3 protein-coding genes and 1 pseudogene are annotated in these 11,870 nt (G+C 61.3%); 2 read left to right on the top strand and 2 right to left on the bottom strand.

Going from position 1 to position 11,870, the window contains the following annotated elements; all coding sequences use genetic code 11:
- Window positions 1-86: 86 nt before the first annotated feature.
- Window positions 87-1,164 (bottom strand): annotated as a pseudogene (locus ABFO07_RS28620) (IS3 family transposase); the annotation flags it as partial.
- A 335-nt stretch (window positions 1,165-1,499) separates the two neighbouring features.
- Window positions 1,500-1,934, bottom strand: coding sequence for a hypothetical protein (locus ABFO07_RS28625; RefSeq protein WP_124546189.1), 435 nt, complete (start codon window positions 1,932-1,934; stop codon window positions 1,500-1,502).
- A 176-nt stretch (window positions 1,935-2,110) separates the two neighbouring features.
- Between ABFO07_RS28625 and ABFO07_RS28630 the strand changes: the two genes are divergently transcribed.
- Both ABFO07_RS28630 and ABFO07_RS28635 read left to right on the top strand, forming a co-directional pair.
- The gene (locus ABFO07_RS28630; protein WP_347469062.1) at window positions 2,111-10,066 is read left to right on the top strand and encodes a neuraminidase-like domain-containing protein; all 7,956 of its coding nucleotides are present in this window, start codon (window positions 2,111-2,113) and stop codon (window positions 10,064-10,066) included.
- A 57-nt stretch (window positions 10,067-10,123) separates the two neighbouring features.
- A complete protein-coding gene (locus ABFO07_RS28635) occupies window positions 10,124-11,839 on the top strand; it encodes an Ig-like domain-containing protein (protein WP_059882496.1) in 1,716 nt (571 codons plus the stop codon).
- Window positions 11,840-11,870: the final 31 nt, after the last annotated feature.

The raw sequence follows: 11,870 nt of genomic DNA on the forward strand, positions 1-11,870 counted from the left end.
CGCCTTGCATATCGATATACAAACCAAACGCTCGCGCGGCTGGCCGGTAATCCCCCGTTTTCCACGGGGTTCGGAAGTAGAAACCAAGCGGCCATGGCCAGCCGCTGTTTTGGTGTAAATCCGCCCAAGGCCATGTTCGGGCGGTCGTGATTGTAAGTCCACATCCAGTCGGTCGCGAAACGCTGTACGTGGTCCAAGTCTTCTCAGTAGTACTGCGACAGCCATTCGTACCGCAAGGTCCGATTGAATCGCTCGACATAGACATTCTGCTGGGGCTTGCCCGGCTAGATGTAGTCGAGCCTGATGTCGTACTACTTCGCCCATTCGGTGATCGCCGCGCTCAGGTACTCGGGCCCGTTACCACACCGAATCGCCTTCGGTCGGCCACACCAACTGATGATCTGTCGCAGCGCGCGGATCACTCGCTCCGACGGCAGCGAGAAGTCGATCTCAATGCCAATCGCCTCGCGATTGAAGCCGTCGATCACGTTGAACAGCTGAATGCTACGCCCATCGGCCAGTTGGTCGTGCATGAAGTCCTCGACCAGACCTGGTTGACGGTGGACGGTACCGCCAGCGGTTCTGGGGCTTGCCTGACCAGCCGCTTGCGCGGCTTGATTCGCAGGTTCAGTTCAAGCTCGCGATAGATCCGGTACACCCGCTTGTGATTCTGGCCGAAGCCTTTCACGTTGCGCAGGTACAGGAAGCACAGCCCGAAACCCCAGTTCCGATGGTTGTCGGTCAGCGGCAGCAGCCAACTGGCAATCTCGTCGTTCTCGGCATCGCGCACCCGGACGTACCGGTAGCAGGTCTCGCTGATCCCGAACGCCTCACACGCCAGCCGAATCGATACGCCCCGGCTGGACACCGCTCGCTTGGCCATCTCGCGCCGGCAAGATGGCCTCAATCCTTTTTTGCGAGCGCCTCCGCTACGATCTCCGCCTTGAGCATCTCCTCGGCGTACATCTTGCGCAGCCGCCCGTTCTCGGCTTCCAGTTCCTTCATCCGCGCGATCAGCGACACGTCCATGCCGCCGTACTTCGAGCGCCATTTGTAGAACGTCGCCGTGCTGATGCCCGACTCCCGGCACCGGTCCGGTACCGCTAGTCCAGCCTCCACGCGCTTGAGCGCATCCATGGCGAGTCGCAATGCTTGCGCGAGCATCCTTCACGCGGCGCTTCGTCGATAAAAGCGTTTCCCTGACACTCGCCGTAATCACGTGTAATCGATTCGGGAGAAAATCTATCCTACATTTGCTACTGCGCTTTCGCGAGCCGCCAGTCTTCATTCAAGCACGAGGTCATTTTTCCTTCGATAGATGCAGAAATCGGCGAAGAATCACGAATTAAATTCAAAGATGCAAAAATGCACAATTATAGAATTCGTTTCGATTTCACCCAAAAATCACATGGGAAATACCAGTCAGACCGTTTACCTATCAATTTTTACAGTTGGCGTTTCTCAGAGACCAGTTTATTTTCATTCGACGCACAAGAAAATCAGAAAAATTCCGAAGTCTCGCCAATTGCATTAGAAGGACTCAGGAGAAAATCGTGCCAGAAGCCCTTCCCTAGAATCCCGCCAAGACCAAGCATCGGCAGTACGTTCGACAAATCAGCCAGGCTGAACAAGCCCGTTGCTGCAATCGACGGCGCACCACGATCTACCGAAAAACAGCTCGTCTTCAGATACATCCTCGTTGGCAGCATTGGCAATACGCAGAACACTGTGGCGTCGTTCAAGTGAACGGAATATCTCGCCACATCGAATGCGACTTGAGCTTCAAGCGTCTCGTTTCTGGCCACCGAGTCACAGAGCTCGCTGGCGATTGGTAGCAGTCCCATACCGGAATTTGCCGTGCCGATCCGCGTCAGCGAATCGGCGATCCGGGCTTGCGGTTTCCACCCGGACGACAACTGCGGGCGGCTTTTCAACAGCCTGTTAGCCAATACAGGGGTTTATTGTGGTTTATCTAAACGATATTGCCGATGGAAGATTTTCCGCAGTCGTAAACAGCAATCCGGATTTCGATCTCGTAGCGCATGATTTCTTCCGGCACCCTGCGGAAGAAACCCCTGGCCTGGACACGCTGGCAACGCATGAGATAGAGATGCTGAAGACGTATCAGCGACTCTTGCGAATCACTAACGACAGCAAGTTGGCCGACCGGTTGGTCGCCGCGGGGCTGACCTCGGCACACAAGATCGCTCAGAATTCCGAGCAGCAATTCATCGTCGAGCACATGTGGCACTTGGGCCTGACCGAGGATGATGCCCGCACCCTGCATCGCAGCGCGGTCCAGGCAAAGATTCGCGCACAGAACGCCGCTTTCGCCCTGCGTTATTCGGTTGGCTCGGCTGCCTATCGCGCCGGCGCCATGAACACGGTCGGCAACGACATGCTCGACTATGTCGAGGGCATCCCCAGTTATCAGGATTTTTTCGGTTCACTGGACTATTGCAATTGCGATCCGGACCAATCGATCTTCAGTCCGGCAGCTTATCTCGTCGACCTGCTGCGCGTGGTCTATCAGTACATCGATACCGCGACCTACAACCCCGGCATTCCTGACGGCTGCCACCTGGCGCAGCGCCGGCCCGATATCGGCAACATTCCGCTGACGCCGGAAATGACCCGGCAGGTCGTGCCCTACCTTCAGATCGTCAATGAGACGCTGGAGGCCAATATCGCGGGCGCGACCCAATGGCCGGACGTGTTCCGCGCGTTCACCTCCCAGGTCTATCCGTTCGCGCTTCCTACCATCCTGCCGTTGACCCAGACCCGGCTCTACAGCGCGGCGTTGGGTACGACGCTGCTGCGGCTCTATGACGTCTTCGCGGCCAGAAACGAGACGCCGCCCGCATCGAACTTGCCTGGGCCCGAAGCGATCGGCCGGGAGGCGATCGGCCTCAGCCCGACCACGCAGAAGATCGTCACCACCGTCCTGACGACCCCCACGGATATCGGCCCCTATTACGGCATTGCGGATGGAAAGCTATTGTCCCCGCCGACCGATCTCGGCACGTCGCTGGTCTTCTGCCAGCGCACGGGCATGACCTATGAGGCGCTGTCCCGGTTGTTGTCGCAGAATCTGTCGGATGCCGAAATAGCTGCCGGCATCGCGGTGCAATTGTTCGTCAACCAGGGCAAAACTGCGCAGACCTGCCTCGCGCTCACGGTCGATCAAACCGACCCGAACCACCCGGTTTCTCGTATCGCCAACATGGACCTGTCAGCGCTCGACAGGCTGAACCGTTTCATCCGCCTTGCCAACGCCAGCGGCATTGCCTCAGCCGATCTCGACTGGATGATCCAGACGGTCGGCCAAGGCAAAATCGACGCTGCGGCCATTTCGAGGATTGGCCGGACGCAACAACTGGCCGAGAGCCTGTCCTGCACGCTGCTGGAAGCCAGCGCCCTCTTCCAGCCACTGAAGACGATCGGCGTCGGTGACCCGAGGCGGCCGCTCGATCCGTTCGACCAGTTGTTCAACGCGCCGTCGGTCCTGGGTACGCCGGCAGGATCGATGCCGGCTTTCACGGCCAAGGGCTCCGTGACGATCGCCGCCGCCGGCACGACAGTAACCGGCTCCGAAACCAGCTTCACCACGCAGATATCCCCCGGCATGCGCGTGCGCGTCAATGGCGAGGTACGGGTGGTATCGACCATCCCCACCAATACGACGTTGACGGTTGGCTCGGCGTTCACCCAGGCCCAGAGCAATGCCGCGATGGTGGTGATCCCCACCGCGGATACGCCATCCGACGCATTGCCGATCTACCACCCGCTGTACGCCGGCAACCCCCTTTACCAGGACAGCGTCGCCAATTGGACGCCGGCGGCCGACGCGGGAACGGGGCCGGAGGTGGCGGGTGTCCGGTCGCGCCTGCGTTCGGGCCTCAACGTCGTCGACAACGACCTGACCGCCATCGGTCAGGCGGCGCTGAACTGGCTGATCGCCTCGGGGGCCTTGACCGCCGGCACCACGGCCATTCCGCTGACCGTGCCAAACATGACGCTGCTGTACGCCTATGCCAAGCTGGCGCGCCAGACCGGGTTGACGGTGACTGAATACCTGACCCTGCTGCAGTTGCTGAATATCGGCGCAACCGCCGACCTCGATACGACCATCAGCGCGGCAGGTTGGGCCGCATGGCTGAAGCATTCGCGTCTCAGCATCCATGCGCTGGACTACGGCATGACCGGCAGGGTATCGAAAAACTTCTCGCCCGCGTTCCTCTCCGCCGACCTGCCGAACTTCCTGGCCGCCCTGTGGCAGACGGCACAAAACTGGCTGGTTCTCGGCGATGGCTTCATCAACCAGGACATCACCGCCGACCAGTCGCAATCCTACTTCCTCCAGCTCTCCGCCTCCGAGGCCGGCTTCCTGACCGTTCATGGCGCGGTGCTGGACAAGGCGGTGGATTTTGCCGCGATCGCGTTCATCGACCCGCTGCACGGCGACTCCTTCATCACGCCGCTGATTTCCGCCACCCAATCCCAGAGCGCTTACGGCGACCTGATCACGCACCAGGTGTTGAACCAGCAGGGCGTGCTCAGCGCCGGATTCTCGTCCTCGACGAATCTGGCCTACCTGTTCACCGGCCTCCCCGACCGCCTGGCGATGATCGCCGACGTGCGCGCGATTCTCCTGGCCACCCGGGACCGGCTGAACCATGTCGTGGACGTGCTGCTGAACTTCGGCGGCGCCCCCACGGTCGAGTATCCCAATCGCGGCATCCAGCGCTTTCACCTGTCCGAGCAATTGGGCGTCGCGCTGGGGTCCGACACGGGCACGATGCTCGCACTGGGGCCGGCCGTCGCCGCCGCGGTCAAACTGGACAACTACGTGGCGGCCTTCCTGACGCCGCCTGATGGCAATTCACCGCCGGTCAAGCTGCAGGACTTCATGGCGTTGATGACGCGCCTCGTCACGCTATTTCAACAACTGGCCTTGACCGCCGACGACGTCACCTTCGTCGTCCAATGTCCCGTGCCTTTCGGCATTGCCGATTTGACCACCCTCAGCCTCGCCAATATTCGTGCGCTCTGGACCTATCGGCAGCTGCGGCAGGACTTCAACGACAACGACGGGCGCCTGCCGGCCTATTTCGCCGCGCCTGACCAGGGCGATTGCGCGAGCGATCCCAAGGTCAAGGACCTGTCGCTCATGACCGGTTGGCCGATCGACCAGATCTGCGAATTGCGCACGGCCCTGTTCGGCACCGCATCCAGCTACAACACGGTGATGGGCCTGGCGGGAATGGCGGCGTGTTTCAAGACCGCTTCGAGCCTCGGCCTGGATATCCACGGCGCGCTGACCCTGGCACGGCTCAATGCCTTGCCGGCCCAAGTCGACAACGTCGCCTGGACGGAATACAACCATGCCGCTACCGCGACGATTGGCTCGCTGAAGGCGCGCTACGGCGGACCGCAATGGGAAGCCGCCTATCGGCCGATCGAAAATGCGGTCAACGAGGCTAAACGCGATGCGCTGATGCCGTATGCGGTTTTCAGTCTCGGCAAGAAATACCCGGTGATCACCGATTCGGAAAGCCTTTACACGTACCTGCTGATCGACGTCGAAATGTGCGGCTGCGCCGATATTTCCTATATCGCGCAAGCCATCCAGTCGGTACAGCTCTACATGCAGCGCGCCCGCATGATGCTGGAGCCCGGCATTACCGACGTGGCCATTCCGGAAGTCTGGTGGACATGGCTCAGCGCCTACCGGTTATGGGAAGCCAATCGAAAGGTCTTTCTCTATCCGGAAAACTACCTCGAGCCCGGCCTGCGTCCCGACAAAACGCAGCAGTTCCAGACGGCCGAGGACACCCTGACCTCCAATGACATCACGCCCGAGACGGTCAACGACACCTACGTCGAGTACTTCGAATCGTTCAGCGCGCTGACCGCGCTGAAGCGTGTCGGCTCCTATAGCGGCGTGATGCCGGATCCCGATGCACTGGGCGCGATGACCCCGACGCTTTACCTGCTTTCACGCACCGCGACCGAGCCTTACGACTACTACGCGCAGCGCAAGATCGACGACACCAGCTGGACGGCCTTCGAGAAGATCGATCTGACGATGCCGACGCCGCGCGCCGCGCCGCTCTATGCGTACGACCGGATGTTCCTGTTCTGGGTCGAGCAGAACGCGACCTCGGCCTCGCAGATCCAGGGGGGCGGCGCGACCAACTCGCTCGATACCGGCGCCACGCTGAAATACAGTTTCATCAACCAAAGCGGCAAATGGATGTTGCCGCAGACGCTGGATCATTTCACGATCAACTTTGCCCCGATGCAGGGCAACTACAAAACGGCCCAAATCAACCCGGCGAACTTCAACGTCAGCCAGGTCCAATGGCAGACGGCCGTGCCCTTCCTGATCAAAGGCAAGAACGGCGCCCAGGATACGATCCTCGTCAATTACGGCCAGTTCTATGACTTGCCGGGCGGCTCGCCCAATGATCCGACGCAGCCCGACCCGAGCGTCATTACCAATCCCGACGCCTACGCGCTGGCCACCAACATCTATGAGTCGAGCCTGTACGCGGTCAAGGCCACCAATCAGGGCCTGCGTGGTTCGACTTACGTCAATCAGGGCCGGCTGCTGCTGCAAGGGCTGGATGTGTCGCCGACCTACGTGATCGACGGCATCTACGACATGGCGCCCGGCGCGCCCAAGCCCTATGTGCCCATCGTCCCGCGCACGGTCGTGCCGGCCGGTAGTTCGGTCATGACAATCGCCGACTTCAGCAACGTGTTCCTCATGAATGCCGTCGGCCAGGGCGCCGACTACCCCTGGACGCCCGTCAATTACCTGACGCTTCTCTACAACGTCAACGACCGCGCGGGCTTCACCGCGCCGACCATCAATCAGCCGTTCTGGTTCATCTGGGACAACGGCGACGAGACCTTCATGATCCGGTCGACCGAGCCGGGGATCAAGCTTCTGGAGGATTACGCCAACGTCAATGCGGGAGGCGAAACCAATCAGACCAATCTGATCTCGACCAGATACACCGACACGCCCGGCAACTTCAACAACATCGTCTGGTCTGCCGAGCGGCTGTCGACCGGCGCGACCGCCCGCCTCAACAAGGCGCTGTTCGTCGGCGGCGTGCCCCAACTGCTTCAGCCGCAGACCCAGGCCACCCCGATCATTCCGATCTATCCGTTCACGCGCTTCTACGATGACGGCCAGCAGCCGCCGAATATCGATCCTCCCGCCTACCTCGCCGGCGACACGATCGATTACAAGGGCCCCTACGGCCTGTACTTCTGGGAGATGTTCCTCTACTGCCCGTGGCTGATCGCCAACCAGCTGCGGGCCAATCAGCGCTATCCGGAAGCACGGAGCTGGCTGGAATACATCTTCAACCCCACCGTGCCGATCAATTCCGATCCGACGGTCAGCGACCAGTCCAAGCGCTTCTGGCGCCTGATACCGTTCCGCACCTTCGACGTCGAATCCCTGAAGTCGATCCTGACCGACACGGCCCAGATCAGGGCCTACAACAACTACCCGTTCCAGCCGCACGTGATCGCCCGCTTGCGTGGCAGTGCCTATCAAAAGGCGATCGTCATGCGCTACATCGACATTCTGCTGGAATGGGGCGATTTCGAATTCACCAAGGACAGCTGGGAATCGATCACCCAGGCGACCCTCCTCTATGTCCTGGCGCGCGACATATTGGGACCGCGACCGGTCGATGTCGGTGCCTGCACCCAGCAACCACCCTCGACCTTCAATCAGATCCAGGCGAAATACGGCACCGATATCCCGCAATTCCTGATCGACATGGAGAACGTGGCACCGCCGACGTCGAAGAGCTCGGTGCAACTGGACCAGGCCGATCGCTACGTTCCGGTCAACGAACTCGATGCCTATTTCTGCGCGCCGGAAAACAGCGCATTGATGAAATACTGGGATCTGGTCGAAGACCGCCTCTACAAGATCCGGCATTGCATGAACATCCAGGGTGTCGTGCGGCAACTGGCGCTGTTCGAGCCGCCGATCGATCCCATGGCGCTGGTGCGCGCCGCAGCCGCCGGCATGGGCGCGCGCGTCGCCGAGCAGTTGCAGTCCGGTGCGCCGCCTTATCGCTTCTCCACTATCGCGCGGATGGCCGGCGACTTTTCCGCCCAGCTCAGCCAGCTCGGCAATCTCCTCCTGTCCGCCCTGGAAAAGAAGGATGCCGAAGCGTTGGCGCGGCTGAACGCGATTCAGACGGTCCAGATCCTGAACCTGACCACCAAGTCGCTGGAATTGCAGATTTCGGAAAACCAGGAACAGATTGCCGGGTTGACCGTGTCGCACAAAGCCGCGACGTCCCGGCGCGACTTCTATCAATCACTGATCGATACCGGCCTGCTGCCGGTCGAGCGCCTGCAGATCGCCATGCAGATCCTGTCGACCGTTTTCGGCACGACGAGCGGCGTGCTGGAAGCCTTTGCCTCGGGCGCCTTCCTGGTGCCGGATATCGGCTCGCCTTTCGCCATGACCTATGGCGGCCGGGAAATCGGCAGCAGCCTGCACGCGGCCGCCACGGTGTTCGACATCCTGGCCCAGACCACCAAAGGCGTCGGCGAGGTCAGCCAGACCGTCGGCGGCTTCGAGCGGCGCGACCAGGATTGGCAACAGCAGTTGATCCAGGCCAGTTTCGACGTCGAGGTGCTGGACAGCCAGATCCGTGCGGCCAATCTGCAATTGCAGATCGCCCAACATCAACTGTCCATTCACCGGCGCAATCAGGACAATGCGGTCGAGGTCGACGATTTCCTGCGCCGCAAATTCACCAATGCCGAGCTTTACCAATGGATGATTTCGCGGCTCAGCACGATCTACGGCCAGGCCTATCGGATGGCGCTCGAACTGGCCGTGTCGGCCCAGCAGTGCTATCAGTTCGAAACCAATACGGTTGACCAGTTCATCACCTTCGACTATTGGGACGGGCTGCGCAAGGGCCTGCTCGCCGGCGAGCAGCTGTCCGCCAGCCTCGCCCAGATGACGTCGAGCTATTACCGCGGCAACAATCGGCGCCTTGAAATCGAGAAGACGATTTCACTGCTCGCACTCGATCCGGAAGCCTTCCTGCGATTCCAGCGCACCGGCACGTGCGATATCCGGTTCAGCGAATATTTGTTCGATCTGGATTATCCCGGCCAGTACGCCCGGCAGATCAAATCGGTCGCGGTGACCATACCGGCGATCCTCGGCCCTAACCAGAACATCAAGGCAATCCTGATGCAGACCGGCAGCCAGATCCTCCTGAAGCCGGATATCAACGGCGCGGACTATCTGCTGGGCCTGGGATCGGCGACGCCCGATACCAGCGTGCTGCGTGCCAATTGGCGAGCCAGTCAAAAGGTCGCGCTGTCCACCGGGCTGAGCGATACCGGCACGTTCCAGGACGAACTGAACGACGAACGGTACATGCCGTTCGAGGGCACCGGCGCCATCTCGTCGTGGCGCCTGGAAATGCCGCTCGACACCAATCGCATCGACTATTCGACCTTGACCGACGTCGTCATCCGCCTGCGCTATACCGCGCAGGACGGAGGCGCGGTCTTCGCATCCCAGGTGCGCAACAAGATAAACAGCATTCCTTTCCAGGGCCAGCGCGCGTTCAACCTGGCGGCCAATTTTCCGACCGCGTGGTTCGGCTTTACCCACCCCCCGGCGGGCGCGACCCAGCAGTCCTGCGACATCGTGATGGCGCAGGACTGGTTCCCGGCCAATCTGAACTTGAATCAGATCACCGAGATCGACGCCCTCCTGCAGTTGGCGCAAGGCGTATCGATGGGCGGCCCCTTGACGGCGACGCTTCGGATCGGCACGGGCAACAGCGCGACCAGCTTGTCGCTGACCTTCGATGCCGTGAACGGCGCCGCCAGCCTGACCGGCCAGAGCATCAACGACTGGGTCGATCAACCCTGGTCGCTGATCGTGGCCAAAAGCGGCGTCCCGCCAGGCCTGGCCGATGCGGTGACCGGTCTGATCGACCTCGCCAAAGTTCTGTCGATCGGCCTTCTGCCGACCTACAGTGCCCGCCGCCCCTGAGCGATGCGCTTGCGGACGGCCCGTCTCACCACTCTAACGTCAACTTCGGAGGGTCGCATGGCAACACCGACTTGCTCAGCACAGCATTGCAGCGCCAACTCCCAGCAAATCAACGAAACCTGCAAAAAGGAGGGTTGGCAGGTCAACCACCTCGTCCTCGTCTGTGACCCGAACACCGGGTACTGCTGCAATTGCACCTGCTCGTGCCTGGCCTTCGACACGCCGGTTGCGGTGTCGGCCACGCAGACGAAGGCCATTCAAACGCTCGCGCTACAGGACCCCGTCCTGGCCTTCGATCCGACCGGCGCATCGCAGCAACGCAGCGTCGCGTTTTCGGACGGCACCTCGGCCATCAGCGTGCAGCCCGAAATGGCCTATGTATCGTTCAAGATCGGCGCGGACGAACGCACGGTCACCGTGACGTTGAATCACACGTTCCTCCTGGCGGACACGCGCAAGCTGATTCAGGCCCAGATGCTGTCGGTCGGCACCGGCCTTCTGCTGGCCGACGGCACGACCGCCGCCGTCACCAGACTGGAGATCAAATCCTATACCGGCGGCGTGTGGAACATCGCGACCTCGATCGGCAAGCCGATCAATCTCGACGGCCACCTGATCGATACGGACGGCATCCTGTCGGGCGATTTCGCCGTGCAGACGTTCTATGACGATCTGGTCAAGCAGGGGCTGGCGACCGCGCCGGGTGTTTATCCGGCGGTGACCACGCGCGGGCACGACCAGGCCGCCGACGCCAATGCCGCGGTGACGCTGGCTGCGCGGCCGCGCCATGACTTCGCGCAATTCCTGGCGACGGCGACCGGCGCCCATCAGGTGATTCGGCAGCCGAATGCCCAAGGCGGCGCGGTCACCCTGCACGGCGATCACAGTGCGACCCTGGCGGTCCCGCCGGCTGCGATGACAGGTGGCTTCCTCACCGAGATTCAGGCCGATGAATTGAGGATCGGGGGCCTCCATCCGGTCACGCGGAACCCGCAGCGCGCCGGCGATTGCCTTTGGCTGATGAAGCTCTTCCACGCGTTTTTCCCGGATATCCATTTCGTCTTCGACGCGTCGGCACGCGAGGCCAACGGTTACGCCTTCTATCTGGGCACGACCAAATACGTCCTGGTGCAGGGCGGTCTCGTGCGCGCCGTACCGCTGGAATGGCAGGGCCTTTCGCTGGTACTGGGCTACCTGGTCAGCCGCTTCCCGAATCAGGCGCAACAACCGACCGGTTTCGTCTGCAAGCCCGAGGCGGACTACTACGCGCCCGCGCCGCTGCAGACCGTATTCAATCGGCTTTATCCGGACGTGATCTTCGATGCGATCAGCCAGGTCGAAGCCACCTTCAAGCTGATTCCGACCAGGGCCGATCAACCGACCCCCGGGTGCCATCCGACGAATCTCGACTGCCGGATCACGACCTATCGCCAGGCGATCGGTTTCAATCCGCTGCCGGTGTGCGCCGGCGGCCCGCCGGCAGCCGACTTGAGGCTGCTGTCCGCAACGTCCTCGACCGATGACTCGGGCGTCACGCTGACCTTCAGCGCGCCGATCGACATGGCCTCGGCAGAAGACAAGGATAACTACTTCTTCCATCCGCACATGGACCAGATCCTCAAGATCAGCAACGGCCAGGCAAGCAACAAGGTGACCATCACGGGCGGCTTTGCCCCGAAGACCGCCTATACCGTCACGGCCTCCAACGTCAAATCGAGCGAGGGCAACACGCTGGATCCGAACTACGTCAGCAGCGGCTTCCACACGCCGTAACGCAACGTAAGGAGCCGCTCCCCATGCTCCG

It is taken from the genome of Burkholderia stagnalis, from assembly GCF_039848545.1.
GTDB lineage: Bacteria > Pseudomonadota > Gammaproteobacteria > Burkholderiales > Burkholderiaceae > Burkholderia > Burkholderia stagnalis.